This window comes from Erwinia phyllosphaerae (assembly GCF_019132875.1).
In the GTDB taxonomy this organism is placed as follows: Bacteria; Pseudomonadota; Gammaproteobacteria; order Enterobacterales; family Enterobacteriaceae; genus Erwinia; species Erwinia phyllosphaerae.
This window is the reverse complement of record NZ_JAHSPF010000004.1, coordinates 14,595-32,595: the sequence shown is the minus strand read 5'-3', so window position 1 is coordinate 32,595 and position 18,001 is coordinate 14,595. Positions and strand designations below refer to the sequence as shown.

Genomic DNA, 18,001 nt, shown 5'->3' with positions numbered 1-18,001 from the left:
TTTAAATAACGGCTTCACAACCATAAAACTCAGCGATTATAGAAAGGGAAAGCGCCGAAAAGTAAGCCCCCGGCCAGCAGAGCCATACTGACCAGAATCCCCCATTTGATGGCAAAGCGCTGGTGATCGCCAATATCCACTTTTGCCAGCCCTACCAGCAGGTAGACCGAGGGCACCAGCGGACTGAGCAGGTGAAAAGGCTGGCCGATAATCGAAGCGCGGGCAATTTCTTCTGCCGAGATACCATAGTTTGCCGCCGTCTGGGCAATAACCGGCAGAATGCCAAAATAAAAGGCATCGTTAGACATAAAAAAGGTAAAAGGCAGGCTCACCAGCGCGGTAAACACGGCCAGATAAGGGCCGAAACTGTGAGGGATAATCGCCAGCAGGCTTTTCGCCATCGCATCCACCATGCCGGTCCCGGACAGAATGCCCGTAAAAATACCGGCGGCAAAAATCAGCGATGTTACCGCCAGTACGTTGCCCGCATGCGTATTGATGCGCGCTTTCTGCTGCTCCAGCGACGGATAGTTCAGCATCACCGCTATCGCAAAAGCGAGCATAAACAGAATCTGAATTGGCATCAGCCCAATGACTAACAGCACCAGCAGTACCGTTGTCAAAATAAAGTTAGGCCAGAACATTTTTGGCCGCCTGTTGGCTGCGCACTCTTGCGCATCGCCCAGTCCCAGCTCAATATTTTCCAGATGCTGGCTATCAAGCTTTATCACGCCCAGCCGTTTGCGCTCGCGCAGGCCAAACAGTACTGCCATACCCACCAGCGTCATACAGCCAAGAAACATGGCTGGCAGCATGGGAATAAAAATATCCAGCGCATCGATCCGCAACGCGGCAGCCGCGCGCGCCGTTGGCCCGCCCCACGGCGACAGATTCATAATGCCGCTGGCCAGATTCACCAGGCAAGTCATCGCCAGCACGTTCATCCCCAGCTTGCGGTACAACGGTAAAAAAGCCGCCACGGCAATCATATAGGTAGTGGAACTGTCGCCGTCCAGCGAAACCAGCAGCGTCAGGATTGCCGTTCCCACCAGTACCTTAAGCGGATCGCCACGCACAATTTTCAGGATAAAACGTACCAGCGGATCGAACAGGCCGGCATCAATCATCAGACCAAAATAGAGGATAGAAAAAGTCAGCATCACTCCCGTCGGCGCCAGCGCTTTTACGCCGTTCAGCATCATTTCCCCGAGACCGTGATAAAAACCTGCCGCCAGCGCAAACACCGTCGGCACGATGATCAACGCAATCAGCGCCGACATACGTTTGGTCATAATCAGGTACATAAAGCAGGTCACCATCGCAAAACCCAGTATGGTCAGCACATTACTTCCCCTCTTGCGGATGCTCATAAAATCTGCCGACCTGGTTACCATCAGTAAAAGTTATCGGTCAGACGTAATAAGATGTAAAAACAAACGATTTCTGTTACTTCCTTATCAGGTAACGCCTTGTTTTAAGGCTCTACCCTGTAAAACCTGATAATAATCTGTAATAAAATTTCATCATTTTTTTAACAAAGAAGGGTGATGTGGATCGGCTTTCTACGTCGCCAGAGCCCGTTATTGTGATAAGGATCAACAGCGACGTCGTTAACCCCGTAACGCCCTCACTGCCCATCCGTGTTAACCCCCCTCTGCGACGGCGTCATCGTTGCTTAAATCCCTGATAATACGTAATACGCAATATATTCTTCTGCTTAACACGCTGTCTGGCTAAATCTTTGCCGCAATATGCCGATAGACAAGGCATCAAATCCCCTTTTAAGGTTCTTAAGATGTCGTTAAAAAGATCATCACTGCTGGTGCTCTCATTCCTGTTTGTGATTTTTTTCGCCAGCATGATTGCCAACGTCTGGCTGCTGACGCGCAGCAATACGTCGCTTGATGCGGTGAATAAAGAGATTCGTGTTGTACTTTCCATCATCGACCCTATCAACCACAGCCGAACGCTGCGCGTGCGTTTGATGGAATATATGAAAACGATGGAAAACAGCGGCAACCTGCAGTCTGAACAGACTATGAGCGGGCTAAACGAGGTGCTGGGCAAAGCGGATAAAGCTTTCCAGGCTTATCTGGCCGCGCCAAAACTGGCTGACGAGGCTGGCCTGGCTGATGAGTACCGCACCACTTATGAAGCCTATCGCCATCAGGGTATCGATCCGATGATGGACGCCGCCAGGGCAAACGATCAGCAACGCTTTAAGGCGCAGATTCCTGTGGTGATTAGTCTCGACAGGCAATATGAAATCGTGCTCGACAAGGTGCTGGCGCTGCATGAGCAGTATGCAAAACGCCTGAACAGCGAAGCGCAAGAGCATTTTACCTTCGGTATTGGTCTGATTATCGCGTTTGGCGTGCTGTTTCTGGTGGTCATCGCGGGCGTGCTGCTGTTCCTGAAACGCTATGTGCTTAGCCCGCTCGACAGCGCCAAAACGCACTGCAGCCAGATTGCCCAAGGCATTCTGGATACGCCGGTGCCGGTGCAGGCCTCCTCCCGCAGTGAAATTCAGGATCTGATGCGCACTATGGAGCAGATGCGCCGTTCGCTGACCGACATTATTAGCCAGGTACGTAACTCTACGCTGACCGTGGCGCATGCTTCGCAGGAGATTGCGGCAGGTAACGTTGATCTCGCATCCCGTACCGAACAGCAGGCGGCCGCGCTAACGCAAACCGCTGCCAGTATGGAAGAGCTGGGCGCAACGGTTAAGCAGAACACTGAAAACGTCTTTGAAGCCAGCCGCCTGACCAGCGAAGCGGTGAAAAATGCCAAAACCGGTGAACAGGTCGCGGAACAGGTTATCGTCACCATGGGGCTGATTAACAACAGCTCGAAGAAGATCGAAGACATTACCGGCGTGATCAACAGCATCGCTTTCCAGACCAATATCCTGGCGCTGAACGCGGCGGTAGAAGCGGCGCGCGCGGGCGAACAGGGACGCGGCTTTGCCGTCGTTGCTGGTGAAGTTCGCAACCTGGCGCAGCGCAGCGCCGTGGCGGCCAAAGAGATCGAAAACCTGATTGCCGAATCGGTCATTAATATCAAAGCGGGTTCGCAACAGGTCAGCCGTACGGGCGAAGCCATTGGCGCAATTATCGCCTCTGTTAGCCAGGTTGACGTACTGATGGAGCATATCTCTACGGCCTCTGACGAGCAGAGTCGCGGTATCAGCCAGATTGAACAGGCTGTCACCGAGATGGACAGCGTGACCCAGCAAAACTCGGCGCTGGTGCAGGAGTCGGCAGCGGCTTCCGCCTCGCTGGAAGAGCAGGTTCATCACCTTAACCATTCGGTTTCCACTTTCCGCCTTGCCGACGCTTAATTTTACCTGCCCCGGCAGAGCATCGCCGGGTACTGACTATAACAACAGGCTCCGCTCGTCACGGGCCATCTATTTTAAGAGACCACCATGGCTAAACTGTCTGATTTCTGGAACGCTCTGATTCCGAAAAGAATCAATCCACTGGCTGCCCGACCAGTCAGTAAAACCTATGACTGCCGCGAGCTGCCAACCTCTTTTGGCAAGCTGGGCGCGGGTGCGGGAAAAGGCCTGATGATGGTCTTTGTCCCGCCTGAAGCCAACTTCGCCAAAGTGAATGATGCCTGGCAAAAGTTGAGTGCGCCCGGCCGTACCGTTATGGCTATTTCCTCCACCGGCGCGCTTTGTGCGCAGAAAGGCCGCTCCGCCTACTGCGCCACCAATGGCCCGCAGGGAAGCTGGCTGTGGCTGCCGGAACAGATCGTCGCCCGTCATGAGGTGCATATCATTGACCTGCAGGCCCCGCGCGGCGCGGGCGTCAGCCAGCGTATTGCCGGGATCCGCGCTCAGCTCGACCGCCTGCAGGTCAGTATGCCGCTTTCCGCAGAGCAGACGTTTGCCATGATTTATTGCGATGGTCTTTCCTCTTCAGAAGGCTTTTTAATGCAGGCCTGGTATGACAGCGGGCGCTTCCCTTGCCTGGCCATTGGCGGTTCAGCCGGTGGACGCACCGATTTCCAGGATACCTGGATGGCGACGGGTAACCAGCTGCTGCAAAACAAAGCGGTCATCGTTTTCTGCCAGATGGCGAAAGGGAAATCCTTTGCACCCTTTAAAAGCCAGAACTTCCAGCCCACTTCGCAAAGCTGGCTGGTGGCGGAAGCCGATCCGGTCGCACGTACGGTAAACTCTTTGTTTGACGCTAAGGGCCGCCAGCAGCCGGTCACTAAAGTTCTGGCAGAATACCTGCGCTGCCAGCCGGAACAGCTGGAGCAAAAGCTCAGGGGCAAAACTTTTGGCGTGAAGGTTGCGGACGAATATTTTATCCGTTCTGTCGCCAAAATCGATGCGGATAGCCTGTCGTTCTTCTGTGACCTGGAGTTCGGCGATCGCCTTTACCTGCTGGAAGCGGGCGATTTTGTTGCCGCCACGCGTAAAGACTGGGATAAGTTTGTGGCGAAACAAGGGAAACCTGTGGGTCTGCTGCTCAATGACTGTCTGCTGCGCCGACTGAACAACCCGGAAAGCCTGCCTGCGGCGGAACTGTTCGACGGCGTACCGGCTGCCGGTTTCTCCAGCTTTGGCGAAATTTTTGGCGTGCCGATCAACCAGACGCTTTCCGCCCTCGCCTTCTTCGACCATGACGTTAAGGCTATGAGCCGCTTTCCTATTGAGTATGCGGACTACGCAGGGCATTACGCCCAGCGCTCTCTGCGCCGTTGGGAAGCGTTACATACGCTACAAACAGAAGTTATTGATAAGGTTATCGACTATCAGCAGGAGATCAGTCCGGTTATTAAAACCTTCCCGCTGCTGGAAAAAGCTACCAGCCGTCAGAGCGAAGCGCTGGATATGGCCGGGATCAATATTGGTGAAATTGGCGATGCGGCTACGGTGACGCTACAGGCGCAGGACGAGCTGGGCTGGGAAATTGGCGAGCTGGAGAAGATCTCGCACGGCATTACGCAGATCACCAGCGGTATCAGCACCATTGCCGACCAGACTAACCTACTGGCGCTGAACGCAGCGGTAGAAGCGGCACGCGCCGGTTCAGCCGGACGCGGCTTTGCCGTGGTGGCGGAAGAAGTTCGTCGCCTGGCCCGCTCGTCGAAAGAGCAGGCTGACGCCACCCGTGCCAGCATCAACGAAACGGTCGCCACCATCGCACGGATTAAAAAAACGGCGTCTAAAACCGTTGCGACTACCGAAGATATGGCGCAAAAAAGCCTTTCCGCTCGCGGCCAGATTGCGACCCTCAGCGAGCAAAACAGCGCCGAACGTAACGGCATGGCAGAGAATATCGATCGGTTAAAGAACGCCGCCGACGGTATGGATGCGATGCACAGAGCTGTCGCGCAGCTGACGGTTCTTCAGGAGCTGGTTCGTTCTTGATGCGTTAAGGATGAGGCTACGCCACTCTTTGGCTAAATCCTCAACAGATCTTGCCCCGGTTTAGACAATTCGCATAGAATGAGTATGTACGGCAAAGTGCCGTACATACTTTGAGTCATCTCTATACCACGGGGTACATAAAATGCCTGCTTTGGCTAAAAAAGAGCGTCTTGAACTGCGGCTATCTGCTGATTCTAAAGCCAGCATAGAGACTGCGGCCAGCCTTCGGCGCGTTACTGTTTCGCAATTCGTTGCAGAGTCAGCGATTGAGCGTGCGGAAACCGTTATTCAAGAGAACGGTCGGATTAAGCTCACGGAAGAATCATGGAATAAGGTTATGCATGCAATTGATAGCATGCCGGCACCTAATGAACGTTTTCAACGTGCAGTTGAACGCATGGATGAGGAATCAACCTGGAAATGGAACGACAACTAAAACGCGGCATTTTCCCTTATAACACGGCGGCCCATTATAACACTGACAATTTCAGCTGTGGTCGTCCTGAACTGGATACCTTTTTGCAAACTGGTCTGGCGCGACAGCAAAATAATAATATGCTGCGTGCTCAGGTCATTCTCTCTGACGATCCCATTCCCGAAATCATGGGGTATTACACTCTGTCCAGTGGATCTTATGAAAAGTCGGGTATGAGCGGAACGCGTCAGCGCCAGGTACCTTACCAAAATACGCCCTGCATCCTTTTAGGTCGGCTTGCTGTTGACCGGCGGCTTCAGGGTAAAGGGATAGGGGCAATTTTAGTCGCGCATGCCGCAAAAACAGCCTATGTGGCGGCTCAGGCTATCGGTGTTTATTCTCTTTTTGCTGAAGCTAAGGATGAAAATGCCGGCGCTTTTTATGCAAAGCTTGGTTTTATCAAAATCGCTACGACTGACTCACGCCTGATGTATTTCTATCCCACTAATACACTTTCCGGTCTGGCATCACGATTCCCTTTCTGACTCCAGCGCATGTTGGCCAAAATTAAATGATGTTTATTTGGCCAGGTAATGTCTGAGCTATGCCTGAACTATATTAACCTGCCAATCTTCGCTCACCCCGCATTTTTATACTTTTTTTATATTCCCTCCTTTTATTTTTACAACATCTTTGCAGCCCGATTTTTACACTCACCGGATGGTTTCTAATAATGAGGTGAACCGTGAGTGCTGAAGTAATCATCGGCGTCCTGCTGGTAGTAACGCTGCTGGCCTATCTGATTTATGCCCTGATTTATGCGGAGGCCTTCTGATGGCGGCTTCCGCATTTTTACTGGTGGCCAGTTATCTGCTGCTGCTGTTGCTGCTGGCCTGGCCGCTGGGACGGCTTATCGCCCGGCTGGTGGACGTCAGGCCGCTGCCGCTGCTGGGCCGTATTGAAGCCGCTATCTGGCGCATAGCTGGCCTGCGCGGTGAGATGCGCTGGCAAACTTATCTGCTGGCTGTTCTGCTGTTTAACGCGCTGGGTTTTCTGCTGCTGCTGGCTATTCTGCTTTTTCAGGGGAACCTTCCGCTCAATCCACAGCATTTTCCCGGTCTGAAGTGGGACCTGGCTCTGAATACCGCCGTTTCGTTTATCACTAACACCGACTGGCAGGCCTATGCGGGTGAGTCGACGCTAAGTTATTTCAGCCAGATGGCCGGACTTACGGTACAAAACTTCTTTTCGGCCGCCAGCGGCATTGCCGTTGCTTTTGCGTTGATGCGCGCCTTCTCGCGCCAGTCAGCCACTACGCTGGGCAACGCCTGGCAAGATCTGGTGCGCATTACGCTGTGGCTGCTGTTGCCGCTTTCGCTGCTGTTTGCGCTACTGCTTATTCAGCAAGGCGTTATCCAGAATTTTTCTGCCTATCTTTCCTTCACCAGCATTGAAGGCGCACGCCAGCAGTTGCCAATGGGGCCGGTGGCTTCGCAGGAGGCGATTAAACTGCTGGGCACTAACGGCGGCGGCTTCTTTAATGCCAACTCTGCTCATCCTTTTGAAAACCCGACGGACATTAGCAACATTATGCAGATGCTGGCGATTCTGCTGATCCCTGCCGCGCTCTGCTTTGCCTTTGGCAGAGTGGTGAAGGATATACGCCAGGGCAAGGCAATCCTCGCGGCCATGACCATTATTTTTGTTGTTTGCGCCGCCGCCATCTTCTGGGCCGAAAGCCAGGGCAATACGGCGCTGGTCCAGGCTGGCGCGGTGAATATCAACATGGAAGGGAAAGAGAGCCGCTTTGGCATTCTTGCCAGCGCTTTTTATGCCGTTGTGACCACGGCGGCCTCCTGCGGTGCGGTCAACGCCATGCACGATTCGCTGACCGCGCTGGGCGGCCTGCTGCCGATGTGGCTGATGCAGACTGGCGAAGTGGTGTTTGGCGGCGTTGGCTCCGGCCTTTACGGCATGCTGCTGTTTGTCCTGCTGGCGGTATTTATTGCCGGACTAATGATTGGCCGTACGCCGGAGTATCTGGGCAAAAAGATCGACGTCCGCGAAATGAAAATGACGGCGCTGGCGATCCTGGTCACGCCCGCGCTGGTGCTGTGCGGCAGCGCGCTGGCGATGATGACCACTGAGGGGCGTGCGGGCATGCTCAACCCCGGCGCGCACGGCTTCAGCGAGGTGCTCTACGCCCTTTCCTCTGCCGCCAACAACAACGGCAGCGCCTTTGGTGGGTTGTCTGCCAACACACCGTTCTGGAACCTGCTGCTGGCGTTCTGCATGCTGGCCGGCCGTTTTCTGGTGATTGTTCCCGTGATGGCGCTGGCCGGCTCGCTGGCCGCGAAAAAACATCAGCCCGTGGGCGCCGGTACGCTGCCCACGCACGGCCCGCTGTTTATCGGGCTATTGGTTGGCACCGTGCTCTTAACGGGCGCGCTGACTTTTATTCCCGCGCTGGCTTCAGGCCCGATTGCGGATCACCTGCTGAATACGGAGATTGTTCGATGAGTCGTCAACCAAAGGCGCTGCCTGAACCTGCGATGCTGCGCCGGGCGCTGTTTGATGCGCTGCGTAAGCTCGACCCGCGCGCGCAGTGGCGAAATCCGGTGATGTTTATCGTCTGGATCGGTAGCGTATTGACCACGCTGCTGGCCGTGGCTATGGCCTGCGGCATGGCTGGCGACGCCGTTTTCACCGCCGCCGTCAGCGTATGGCTCTGGTTTACCGTGTTGTTTGCCTGCTTTGCCGAAGCGCTGGCGGAAGGCCGCAGTAAAGCGCAGGCCAGCAGCCTGAAGAGCGTGCAAAAAACCTCGTTTGCCCGTCGCTTAAAGGAGGGCCGCCATGACGCCCCTTCTGAACAGGTTGCCGCCAGCGATCTGCGTAAAGGTGACATCGTGCTGGCCAGCGCGGGCGAAATTATTCCCTGCGACGGCGAGGTTATAGAAGGTGGCGCATCCGTTGATGAAAGCGCGATCACCGGCGAATCGGCTCCCGTGATACGCGAGTCCGGCGGCGATTTTGCTTCGGTGACGGGGGGCACGCGCATTCTCTCCGACTGGCTGGTCATTCGCTGCACCGCTAACCCCGGCGAAACCTTTCTGGACCGCATGATCGCGATGGTCGAAGGAGCCAACCGCCGTAAAACGCCTAACGAAATCGCGCTGACTATTTTGCTGATTGCGCTGACGGTGGTCTTTCTGCTGGCAACGGCAACGCTATGGCCTTTTTCCGGCTGGAGCGGAACGCCGGTCAACGTCACGGTGCTGATTGCGCTGCTGGTTTGCCTGATCCCTACCACTATCGGCGGCCTGCTGTCGGCTATCGGCGTGGCCGGAATGAGCCGCATGCTCGGCGCTAACGTTATCGCTACCAGCGGTCGCGCGGTGGAAGCGGCAGGCGATGTGGATATTCTGCTGCTGGACAAGACCGGCACCATTACGTTGGGCAATCGCCAGGCCTCCGACTTCTTTCCCGCGTCAGGCGTGGAAGAGCAACAGCTGGCCGATGCGGCCCAGCTGGCCTCGCTGGCGGATGAAACGCCGGAAGGCCGCAGTATCGTCATCCTGGCGAAACAGCGCTTTGCGCTGCGTGAACGCAACCTGGAGCAGCTACAGGCTACTTTTATCCCCTTTACGGCCCAAACGCGTATGAGCGGTATTAACCTGCCGGAGCGCAGCATTCGTAAAGGATCGGCGGACGCTATTCGCCGCCACGTTACCGCTAACGACGCCTCCTTTCCGGCAGAAATTGACGAGCTGGTTGAGCGCGTTGCCAGCCAGGGCGGTACGCCGCTGGTGGTGGCGGAAAATTGCCGCGTGCTGGGCGTTATTGCTCTGCGGGATATCGTTAAAGGCGGCATTCGGGAGCGCTTTGCCGAACTGCGCAAAATGGGTATCCGTACTGTGATGATCACGGGCGATAATCCGCTGACCGCAGCCGCTATCGCCGCCGAAGCAGGCGTGGATGATTTCCTGGCCGAGGCCACGCCGGAAGCAAAGCTGGCGCTAATCCGCCAGTATCAGGCCGAAGGTCGGCTGGTCGCGATGACCGGCGACGGCACCAACGATGCCCCGGCGCTGGCGCAGGCGGACGTGGCGGTAGCGATGAACTCCGGTACGCAGGCCGCCAGGGAAGCGGGCAACATGGTCGATCTGGACTCCAGTCCGACCAAACTTATCGAAGTGGTGCATATCGGCAAACAGATGCTGATGACGCGCGGTTCGCTGACGACCTTCAGCCTTGCCAACGACGTAGCAAAATACTTTGCCATTATTCCGGCTGCGTTTACCGCCAGCTATCCGCAGTTCGCGGCGCTGAACGTGATGCATCTGCACTCGCCCTCCTCGGCTATCCTGAGCGCGGTGATCTTTAACGCGCTGATCATTATCTTCCTGATCCCGCTGGCGCTTAAAGGCGTCAGCTATAAACCGCTTAGCGCCGCCGCGCTACTGCGCCGTAACCTGGCAATTTACGGTCTGGGTGGTCTGGTGGTGCCGTTTGTCGGCATTAAACTTATCGATCTGCTGCTACAGCTATAGGGAGTTCTCCATGACGCAATTACGTCCTGCATTGATGGTTATGCTGTTGCTGGTGCTACTGACTGGCGGACTCTATCCGCTGCTTACCACCCAGTTGGGGCAGTGGTTTTTTCCGTATCAGGCTGGCGGCTCTTTGCTGGAGCAGCACGGCATTCGCGGCTCCAGCCTGCTCGGCCAGGCCTTCAGCGAAGCGAAATATTTTCACGGCCGCCCTTCTGTTACCGCCGATAGCCCGTATAATCCGCTGGCAAGCGGCGGCAGTAATTTATCCGTCGGCAATCCGGCGCTGAACAGAATGATTGCCGAACGCATCGCCCGCGCCCGCCAGGAGAATCCGGATGCCGTTGGTCGCGTACCAGCCGACCTCGTGACCGCTTCCGCCAGCGGGCTGGATAACGGTATCTCGCCTGAAGCGGCTCGCTGGCAGGTGGCGCGCGTGGCGCAGAGCCGTCAGCTGACGCCAGAGACACTTAACGGCCTGATCGCCGCCCATACCCACTATCCTTTGTTCAGCTTCAGCGGCCAGCCTTTTGTCAACGTAGCCGAGCTGAATCTGGCGCTGGATACGCTCCAGGCAAAATAAGGAACCGGCATGGCTGATTCGCTCCGCCCCAATCCCGACAGGCTATTGCTACAGACCGAGCGCCAGCGCGGCAGGCTAAAAATTTTCTTTGGCGCCTGCGCTGGCGTAGGGAAAACCTGGGCAATGTTACAGGAAGCGCAGCGTCTGCGAGCGCAACAGCTGGACGTGTTAATCGGCGTAGTGGAAACCCATGGCCGCCAGGAAACGGCGGCGTTGCTTCAGGGCCTGCCCCACCTGCCTGCCCGGCAGCGCCTGTACCGTGAGCGCGTGCTGGAAGAGTTTGACCTTGATGCGGCGCTGGCTCGCCATCCTGCGGTGATGTTGATGGATGAACTGGCGCACAGCAACGCGCCCGGTTCTCGTCATCCCAAACGCTGGCAGGATGTGGAAGAGCTACTGGCCGCCGGGATTGACGTGCTGACTACCGTTAATGTTCAGCACCTGGAAAGCCTCAACGATGTGGTCAACGGCGTAACCGGCATTCAGGTTCGGGAAACCTTGCCCGATCCGGTTTTCGATGCGGCGGATGAAGTTATCCTGGTCGATTTACCGCCGGACGATCTGCTGCTGCGTCTTAAGCAGGGCAAAGTCTATAGCGGCGAACGCGCCGACAAGGCCGCCGAAAATTTCTTTCGCAAAGGCAATCTTATCGCCCTGCGCGAGCTGGCTTTGCGGCGAACTGCCGAACGGGTAGATAACCAGATGCAGGCCTGGCGCGATGAGCGCGTGCAGGACAAAGTGTGGCATACGCGAGATGCCATTTTACTCTGCGTCAGCCATAGCCAGGGCAATGAAAAGCTGGTGCGTACGGCGGCGCGACTTGCCGCGAAGTTGGGCAGCGAATGGCATGCGGTTTGCGTTGAAACCCCTGGCTGGCGGCGATCGAGACACCAGCGCAGCAACGCGCTTGATGCGCTGAAGCTGGCCCGCCAGCTCGGTGCGGAAAGCGCCGTGCTGGCCGATACCTCTGCGGACAAGGCGATAACGCGTTACGCACGCGAGCATAATCTTGGCAAAGTCGTTATCGGGCGCGGCGGCACACGCTGGTTCGAACTTTCGCTGGCCGAACGGCTGGCGTCCCGCGCGCCCGAGCTGGATTTGATCGTCGTTGCGCCCGGCGAGAAAACGGTCGATTCGTCCGGCTTAAAAAATACGGCAAGGACGGCCCAGAAATGGCAGGAAGGGATCCGCGGCTGTCTGCTGGCGGTGCTGCTCTGCGCGTTAATAACCTTTGTCGCCAGCCGGTGGCTATCCGCCTTCGACCCCGCCAACCTGGTAATGCTCTATCTGCTGGCGGTAGTGATTGTGGCGTTGCTGGCCGGTCGCTGGCCATCGGTATTTGCTTCGCTGATCAACGTGGCCAGTTTCGATCTCTTTTTTGTCTCGCCAAAAGGCACGCTGGCCGTATCTGACGCACAGTATCTGCTTACCTTCGGCGTGATGCTAAGCATCGGCCTGATTGTAGGGAACCTGACGGCGGGCGTGCGCTATCAGGCCCGCATCGCCCGCCATCGGGAACGACGCACCTGGCAACTTTATGAACTTTCCAGCTCGCTGGCGAAAGCGCGTGCGCCGCAGGCTATCGCCACGGCAAGCCAGAAGGCTATCTATACCCTCTTTCAGGCCACCAGCGAACTGCTGCTGCCTGATGAACATGACCGTTTAGTGCCGCAATCGCCGCCTTCCGATCTGCAGTGGGATGAAGGTATTGTCCGCTGGAGCTATGAGCATGGTCAGCCAGCCGGGGCGGGAACCGACACCCTGCCCGGCGTCTCTTATCAAATCTTGCCGCTGCGTGCGGAGGGAAAGACCTTTGGCGTGCTGGTGATTGAACTGAAAAGGCAGCCGCAGCTGATCCCGGAACAGGTACGGCTGCTGGATACCGTTATCCTGCTGACCGCCAGCGCGCTGGAGCGATTACAGCTTACCGCCAGCGAAGAGCAGGCGCGCATGACCGGTGAGCGAGAACAGCTGCGCCATTCGCTGCTGGCGGCGCTCTCTCACGATTTACGTACGCCGCTGACCGTACTGTTTGGCCAGGCGGAAATTCTGACGCTGGATTTGGCCGCTGAAGGCTCTGTTCACGCCAGACAGGCCAGCGAGATCCGTCAGTACGTGCTGAGGCTGACGCGCCTGGTTAACAATCTACTGGATATGGCACGCCTGCAAACGGGCGGCATCTATCTGCGCAAGGAGTGGCTAACGCTTGAAGAGATGCTGGGCAGCGCGCTGGCGACGCTGGATCCGGGCCGCAGCAGCCATAACATTGAACTGGAGATGCCCGACCCGCTGGCGCTGATCCACGTTGACGGGCCGCTGTTTGAGCGTGTTTTGCTGAATCTGCTGGAGAACGCGCTGAAATACGCCGGGCCACAGGCCCGCGTGGGTATCAGAGGCTATACCCGCGCGGGCGAGATGCAGATTGAGGTGTGGGACAGCGGCCCCGGCCTGCCGCCGGGACAGGAACAGGCGCTGTTTGCAAAATTCTCGCGGGGCGATAAGGAATCCGCGATCCCTGGCGTCGGGCTGGGGCTGGCAATTTGTCAGGCAATCGTAGAAGTACACAACGGCACTATTGTCGCGCATAATCGACCCGAGGGCGGCGCCAGCTTTGTTATTACGCTGCCGCAGGAGCCGCTACCGGAGTTTGCCAGCCCAGGTGAAGAACTGTGACAACCATTGTAATTATTGAAGATGAAAAAGAGATAAGCCGTTTTCTGCGCATCGCGCTGGAAAATGACGAGATGCGCGTCGTTGAAGCGCCGACCCTGCAACGTGGCCTGCTGGAAGCCGCCACCCGCAAACCCGATCTGGTCATTCTTGATTTAGGCTTGCCGGATGGCGACGGCCTGACTTTTATCCGGGAATTCCGTCAGTGGAGCCAGCGGCCAGTGATTGTTCTGTCTGCCCGCAGTGACGAACAGGATAAAATTGCCGCGCTGGACGCTGGCGCAGATGACTATTTGAGTAAACCTTTCGGCATTGGCGAGTTGCAGGCCAGGCTACGCGCGGCGCTGCGCCGCACGTTTTCCGATACGCAGGACCCGCTTTATACCTTCTCCGATGTGCAGGTTGACCTGGCCGCACGGCGTATTACTCGCGCCGGGCAGGAGCTACATTTAACACCGACCGAATTCAGGCTGCTAACCGTCTTGTTAAATAATCATGGCAAAGTGTTGACCCAGCGCCAGCTATTATTACAGGTCTGGGGACCTAACGCGTCCGAACACAGCCACTACCTGCGTATTTATATGGGCCATTTAAGGCAGAAGCTGGAAACCGATCCGGCAAGGCCGCGCCATTTACTTACGGAAACAGGCATAGGCTATCGCTTTATGCTTTAGCATCACCTGCTATTGTTACCCACAGCAATACAAAGAAAAAATAATATTGGCTCGCCATCACACTTTATATTAACGCTTCAATGCTACTCTTTTGCACCCGAAACTGGATGCTAAAAAAGAAGTCTTTAAGGATTAATATGAAATGGAAAACAACCATAGCGACCATCTCCGGCCTTATCCTCACTTTTACCTCCATCGCCAACGCGGCGCTTTCCTTCTCGCAACGAACGGATATTAAACCTGCCAAATTTACGCACGCCCGAATAATTTTCAACGGTTCCATCGAAGCCGATAACTCTCTCGAGCTGATTGAGTCGCTTGAAAAACTGAACCACAACTATCCGGCGCTCAAGGATATTACCCTTTACATCAATAGCTATGGCGGCGACATGGACAGTGGCTATATGCTTTTTCAGGCCGTTAAAAGTTCCGCTATTCCAGTTGTTACCGTAAACCTGTCAATGACGGCCTCCGCCGCCACGCTGATGTACTGTGCAGCAAAGCAGCGTCTCGTGATGCCTGCTGCTATGTTTTTACTCCACCCGGCTTCGGTAGAAAATATCAACCGGCAGTATTTGAAACCTGATGAGCTTGCGCGATTAAAAGAAATGAACGATCGGAGCAACCAGCTGTTCAAAAGCGTTTATAAGAAGTGTACTAATTTAAGCGATAGCGAAACAGATGCTTTGGTTTACAGCGAATCGTCAAGCGTCCTGTTAAATGCCAGACAGGCTATAGCAAAGAAAATGGCTACCGGCATCACGGACGTTTTAAAACAGGCAGATATTTCGCTCACCATTAGCGATGAAAAAAAATAACTCTACGTTCAGATAAGGATAACTGAATGAAATGCTTCTTTTCCGTCATAGTGTTTACCCCTTGGCTGTTTTCCGGCTGCGCTATAGAAAATTTTAAGCCGGAAAGCGTACGGCCAGGCTCTCCACCTTCTCAGCCAGTCATTAACGCCAAACCCAGCAAGCAGCAGCGTGAAGCTATTATGTCGGGCGGAAAGCCGGACTGGAGCGAAGTAACCATCCCTGGCAGATCGCGACCGCTTAAAAAGTAATATCTGGCACTAAACAATCGCCGATTCGGGTAGCCGGATAACGCTGTAGCGCGCTCCGGCTTGCCGTACCCGCCGAAGAGGACAGCCCGTTTAACGTATAACGCTAAAAAGGACAGGCCGTTTAACGTATAACAAAGCGTATCTTATAGCTTGTTCTGATGCTCCCAGCCAAGCCCATATCCTCGTGGGAAAGCCACGGTACCACTGCCGGTTGCTGCATCCCATTCTTTCCACACGGTAACGGGCAGCCTGCCCTGCGGCTCGCGCTTTCCCGTCAGGATTTCAGCCAGCGAACGCATGGCCGGGCCGCGCCAGACGCCGTTATCCAGTCCATAGAAAGAATAAACCGCCAGCGCGGCATCCACTCGATCGGCATAGTTAGCGATATCGTAAGGCGCGCGTAGCGAAAGATGGACGCATTTTTTGTGCTGTTCCGCAGCGTAATTCAGCCAGCCGGACACGCCGTTACCGCCCGCGTTGATACGATCGGCACTGGCTTCAACCGGCGTATAGCTGGTTGACAGCGTGCCAAACAGAAAGACGTCACACCTCGCGATTTGCGCTCTGATATTCGCCTCGTTCAGGCTGCTGAAGTCCGCTGCCGTCACCTGATAACCCTGTTCAGCCATGACGGCAGCAATGCCTGCGCCTTGCTCCTGCGCGGGCGTAAGAATAAAGCAGCGCTGCGTCGGCTTTAGCGGCAGGGCTGCTTGCTTATTGATTACCAGCGTAATAGCGCCATCGGCGATCTGCTTCTCCAGCTCGCGACCCTTATTGCCATCAACGCCCCGCGACGTTTTTTCATCCGCCAGCAGGCCATAATGCTGCTTTAAGGTCAAAATCCTCTCAACGGAACGGTCAATCTCCGCCTCGCTAATCACGCCTTCATGTACTTTTTTTACCACGCTGGCGATTAACGCCGTCAGGTTTTTTGCCTGCTGAGACGACGTCACGCTCACGGGCATGAGAGCGATATCCACCCCTGCGGCAAAAACCTTCAGCAGCGCGTCCTGCTGATTAAAATTATCTGCGATCGCCCCCATGTTCAGCGCATCAGAAACGGTTACCCCTTGAAAACCCAGCTGGTCGCGCAGGATAACGGTTTGAATCTCTCTGGACATGGTGGCCGGAACAATAATTTTCTCGCCGTTCTGGTTTGTGACCAGACTGTTATCAAGCGCCGGATACTGGATATGCGCCGTCATAATCATATCCGGCGGCGTAGCAGACGCTATCGCCTGTCTGTAAGGGGCAATATCAATAGCCAGTGCGTCTTCCCGGCTGCGGTTGACCCGCGGTAGTGAAGTATGGGAATCGGTTGCGGTATCGCCGTGGCCGGGGAAATGTTTATAAGCCACCATTAACTGCTGCTGCTGCATGCCCGCAGCTACCTGCTGTGCCAGCGCAGTTACCTGTGACACACTATCACCGAAGGCGCGCACGTTGATAACCGGATTAGCAGGATTGCTGTTCACGTCCGCTACCGGCGCAAAATTGGTATTAATATGCAGCGACAGCATATCCCGGGCCATACAGGCTCCCTGCTCAAATGCCAGTTTTTTCTCTGTACAGTCCTGCACAGCGGCCAGCGCCATATTACCGGGAAAGGAAGCGTAGTCGCTGCGAGGCAAACGAAAAACGGCACCGCCTTCGTTATCGGTTGCAATAAACAGCCGGATCGCGCCAGCTGTTTTTAACGCGGCATACCAACCGGTAAGCGTGGCTATTTGTTGTTTATTTATCAGGTTATCGGCAAACAGAATGATGCCACCGATATGATGATCAAGAAGAATAGCGGCGATATCCGCTTCCGGTTGCGTCATTGCTATCGGCACGTGAGCGGATGCGTTCCAATAACGAAAATCCAACATTATTTTTTGTCCCAGCTTCTCTTCCAGAGACATAGCCCGCACTCTTTCTTTAATATCCATTTCCGCTATCCTTTTCATTTAGCAACCATCATCCAGCAGCCAACATGGAAGAAGCCATCCGGTTATTTAATAATGATTCTCTTTTACATAAAATTGCGCTACCGTTCGATAAATCCACCTGCAAACGCTAACATTGCTGGCGAAATAAATTAATATAAAATTAAATCAATAAGTACAAACAGCATATAAAGTGAAGAAACCAAAATAACCAGCGAAGGGATAATACCAAATAAACCCTTGATTCTGAATGTTAATCTTTTGATATCCAGACAACAAAAAGCCAGTAGCGTTAACGCTATAACTAACGTAAGAATAACAATGGTCAGCGGTAAAAGGAACGCGTCGCTGTAGGTTATGTTATTCAATACACTAAATATCGCAACAAAATGAACAATAAGATTAAGCCAACTTAACAAAATAGTAAGCGAGCGCGCAGCGGCGTCGTCAAACCCCGGGTTATCCCTTTTTTTGCAATCATACATTTTTAACCTGGAAAACCTGTCTTTAGCAAAAAGTTAATAATAGTTAACAGCGGGTTGCCATTAGTGAAATATAAGAATTTTTTTATTTTAGGTTTACTAATCCGGCGGGGATATTACCAGAAAACGTTACTTTAAAAATATAAATTACAGCAAAAACATTTTTTCCCTTTTGATTTTTTTCGTCGTCTAACGTGACAACCATCACATTTGTGCCAGGCTTGTTGAGTGAATTAACCAA

Annotated in this window: 13 protein-coding genes; 11 read left to right on the top strand and 2 right to left on the bottom strand. The window is 54.7% G+C overall.

What is annotated here, in order from left to right; all coding sequences use genetic code 11:
- Positions 1 to 29: 29 nt before the first annotated feature.
- Complete coding sequence (locus KUE00_RS08475; RefSeq protein WP_246759340.1) at positions 30 to 1,343, bottom strand: CitMHS family transporter; 1,314 nt, start codon at positions 1,341 to 1,343, stop codon at positions 30 to 32.
- Between the two features lie 452 nt (positions 1,344 to 1,795).
- On the opposite strand from KUE00_RS08475, the gene KUE00_RS08470 reads away from it, so the two are divergent.
- The 11 genes from KUE00_RS08470 (at position 1,796) to KUE00_RS08420 (ending at position 15,102) form a co-directional block, all read left to right on the top strand.
- A complete protein-coding gene (locus KUE00_RS08470) occupies positions 1,796 to 3,343 on the top strand; it encodes a methyl-accepting chemotaxis protein (protein WP_246759338.1) in 1,548 nt (515 codons plus the stop codon).
- An 87-nt stretch (positions 3,344 to 3,430) separates the two neighbouring features.
- A complete protein-coding gene (locus KUE00_RS08465; RefSeq protein ID WP_425523572.1) occupies positions 3,431 to 5,392 on the top strand; it encodes a methyl-accepting chemotaxis protein in 1,962 nt (653 codons plus the stop codon).
- Between the two features lie 142 nt (positions 5,393 to 5,534).
- Entirely contained in the window at positions 5,535 to 5,828 is a 294-nt protein-coding gene (locus tag KUE00_RS08460) for a type II toxin-antitoxin system TacA family antitoxin (protein ID WP_246759336.1), read from the top strand.
- Positions 5,813 to 6,352 (top strand): GNAT family N-acetyltransferase, encoded by a 540-nt coding sequence (locus tag KUE00_RS08455; RefSeq protein WP_246759335.1) that lies wholly within the window; start codon positions 5,813 to 5,815, stop codon positions 6,350 to 6,352. The genes KUE00_RS08460 and KUE00_RS08455 overlap by 16 nt, the downstream gene beginning before the upstream one ends.
- 200 nt (positions 6,353 to 6,552) lie before the next feature.
- Positions 6,553 to 6,642, top strand: coding sequence for a K(+)-transporting ATPase subunit F (gene kdpF / locus KUE00_RS08450; RefSeq protein WP_246759334.1), 90 nt, complete (start codon positions 6,553 to 6,555; stop codon positions 6,640 to 6,642).
- Entirely contained in the window at positions 6,642 to 8,327 is a 1,686-nt protein-coding gene (gene kdpA / locus KUE00_RS08445; protein ID WP_246759333.1) for a potassium-transporting ATPase subunit KdpA, read from the top strand. The genes kdpF and kdpA overlap by 1 nt, the downstream gene beginning before the upstream one ends.
- The gene (kdpB, locus tag KUE00_RS08440; protein WP_246759332.1) at positions 8,324 to 10,357 is read left to right on the top strand and encodes a potassium-transporting ATPase subunit KdpB; all 2,034 of its coding nucleotides are present in this window, start codon (positions 8,324 to 8,326) and stop codon (positions 10,355 to 10,357) included. Before kdpA ends, kdpB begins: the two co-directional genes overlap by 4 nt.
- A gap of 10 nt (positions 10,358 to 10,367) precedes the next feature.
- Positions 10,368 to 10,940, top strand: a complete 573-nt coding sequence (gene kdpC, locus KUE00_RS08435; RefSeq protein ID WP_246759331.1) for a potassium-transporting ATPase subunit KdpC — start codon at positions 10,368 to 10,370, stop codon at positions 10,938 to 10,940.
- 9 nt (positions 10,941 to 10,949) lie between these two features.
- The gene (kdpD, locus tag KUE00_RS08430) at positions 10,950 to 13,613 is read left to right on the top strand and encodes a two-component system sensor histidine kinase KdpD (protein WP_246759329.1); all 2,664 of its coding nucleotides are present in this window, start codon (positions 10,950 to 10,952) and stop codon (positions 13,611 to 13,613) included.
- Complete coding sequence (gene kdpE / locus KUE00_RS08425; protein WP_246759328.1) at positions 13,610 to 14,284, top strand: two-component system response regulator KdpE; 675 nt, start codon at positions 13,610 to 13,612, stop codon at positions 14,282 to 14,284. The genes kdpD and kdpE overlap by 4 nt, the downstream gene beginning before the upstream one ends.
- 137 nt (positions 14,285 to 14,421) lie before the next feature.
- Positions 14,422 to 15,102: an ATP-dependent Clp protease proteolytic subunit gene (locus KUE00_RS08420; protein ID WP_246759327.1), complete on the top strand. Its 681-nt coding sequence runs from the start codon at positions 14,422 to 14,424 to the stop codon at positions 15,100 to 15,102.
- 391 nt (positions 15,103 to 15,493) lie between these two features.
- Here KUE00_RS08420 and KUE00_RS08415 read toward each other — a convergent pair whose 3' ends face one another.
- Positions 15,494 to 17,281 carry a glycoside hydrolase family 3 protein gene (locus tag KUE00_RS08415; RefSeq protein ID WP_246759326.1) on the bottom strand — a complete coding sequence of 596 codons (1,788 nt, stop codon included), beginning with the start codon at positions 17,279 to 17,281 and terminating at the stop codon, positions 15,494 to 15,496.
- Positions 17,282 to 18,001 lie beyond the last annotated feature (720 nt).

What these genes read in the sequence shown, in the direction of transcription:
- KUE00_RS08460 (WP_246759336.1), top strand. Translation starts at nt 5,535, where the DNA reads ATGCCTGCTTTGGCTAAAAAAGAGCGTCTTGAACTGCGGCTATCTGCT.
- KUE00_RS08470 (WP_246759338.1), top strand. Translation starts at nt 1,796, where the DNA reads ATGTCGTTAAAAAGATCATCACTGCTGGTGCTCTCATTCCTGTTTGTG.
- kdpB (WP_246759332.1), top strand. Translation starts at nt 8,324, where the DNA reads ATGAGTCGTCAACCAAAGGCGCTGCCTGAACCTGCGATGCTGCGCCGG.
- KUE00_RS08455 (WP_246759335.1), top strand. Translation starts at nt 5,813, where the DNA reads ATGGAACGACAACTAAAACGCGGCATTTTCCCTTATAACACGGCGGCC.
- KUE00_RS08420 (WP_246759327.1), top strand. Translation starts at nt 14,422, where the DNA reads ATGAAATGGAAAACAACCATAGCGACCATCTCCGGCCTTATCCTCACT.
- KUE00_RS08465 (WP_425523572.1), top strand. Translation starts at nt 3,431, where the DNA reads ATGGCTAAACTGTCTGATTTCTGGAACGCTCTGATTCCGAAAAGAATC.
- kdpC (WP_246759331.1), top strand. Translation starts at nt 10,368, where the DNA reads ATGACGCAATTACGTCCTGCATTGATGGTTATGCTGTTGCTGGTGCTA.
- kdpA (WP_246759333.1), top strand. Translation starts at nt 6,642, where the DNA reads ATGGCGGCTTCCGCATTTTTACTGGTGGCCAGTTATCTGCTGCTGCTG.
- kdpD (WP_246759329.1), top strand. Translation starts at nt 10,950, where the DNA reads ATGGCTGATTCGCTCCGCCCCAATCCCGACAGGCTATTGCTACAGACC.
- KUE00_RS08415 (WP_246759326.1), bottom strand. Translation starts at nt 17,281, where the DNA reads ATGGATATTAAAGAAAGAGTGCGGGCTATGTCTCTGGAAGAGAAGCTG.